This window comes from Rhodococcus sp. P14 (genome assembly GCF_000256505.1).
Lineage (GTDB): Bacteria > Actinomycetota > Actinomycetes > Mycobacteriales > Mycobacteriaceae > Rhodococcus > Rhodococcus ruber.
Genome location: NZ_AJFC01000244.1, coordinates 1 through 1084 on the forward strand (window position 1 = coordinate 1; position 1084 = coordinate 1084).

Consider the following 1084-nt stretch of genomic DNA (forward strand, 5'->3'; position numbering starts at 1 on the left):
CGAACGCGACCTTGCCCTCGCCGGGGCCGGTGACGGTGATCGTGACGGGCTCGGGAACCTCGACCTCGCGGCCGACCGTGACGACGGTGGCGGTGGTGAAGCCCGAGTAGGCCTGGGCGGCGACGCGGTCGGCGGGCACGCCGCCCTCGCCGAGGCGGGTGTCGTCGCGGCCGACGGTCTCGACCTGCACGCCGTCCACGGGGGTGACCTCCACGGTGGCGGTGCCGTCGGCGACCGCGGTGCCGTCGTGCAGGCCCCGCAGGCGGCGCAGCGGGGTGAATCGCCACGCCTCGTCGCGGCCGGAGGGGATCTCGAAGGCGTCCACGTCGAACGACGTGAACACCTCCCCCTTGTTCACGGCCGGCCCGGCGGCCTTCTCCGAGCGCGCGGCTCCCTGCACCCCGGTGGCGACGACCGGCGAGCCGGTGGCGGGGGGGTTCTTCGCTTCCGCAGTCATTTAGCCGACTGCCCCTTCCATCTGCAGTTCGATCAGGCGGTTGAGCTCGAGCGCGTACTCCATCGGCAGCTCCTTGGCGATGGGCTCGACGAAGCCACGCACCACCATCGCCATCGCCTCGTCCTCGGTCAGGCCGCGGCTCATCAGGTAGAACAGCTGATCGTCGGAGACCTTGGAGACGGTCGCCTCGTGCCCCATCGTCACGTCGTCCTCACGGATGTCGACGTACGGGTAGGTGTCCGAGCGGGAGATCTGATCGACGAGCAGCGCATCGCACTTGACGGTCGACTTCGACCCGTGCGCGCCCTTGTTGACCTGCACCAGGCCGCGGTAGGAGGCGCGTCCACCGCCGCGGGCCACGGACTTCGACACGATGGTCGAGGAGGTGTGCGGCGCCAGGTGCAGCATCTTCGCGCCGGTGTCCTGGTGCTGGCCCTCGCCGGCGAACGCCACGGAGAGCACCTCGCCGCGCGCGTGCTCGCCCATCATCCACACGGCCGGGTACTTCATGGTGACCTTGGAGCCGATGTTGCCGTCGATCCACTCCATCGAGCCGCCGGCCTCGACCTTGGTGCGCTTGGTGACGAGGTTGTAGACGTTGTTCGACCAGTTCTGGATCGTCGTGTA

1 protein-coding gene and 1 pseudogene are annotated in these 1084 nt (G+C 69.6%); both read right to left on the reverse strand.

Going from position 1 to position 1084, the window contains the following annotated elements; translation table 11 throughout:
• A pseudogene (locus OEY_RS0117215) lies at window positions 1-457 on the reverse strand (Fe-S cluster assembly protein SufD); the annotation flags it as partial.
• Window positions 458-1084 (reverse strand): SufD family Fe-S cluster assembly protein (locus tag OEY_RS0117220; RefSeq protein ID WP_010595082.1); only part of this gene is annotated, 627 nt, incomplete at its 5' end.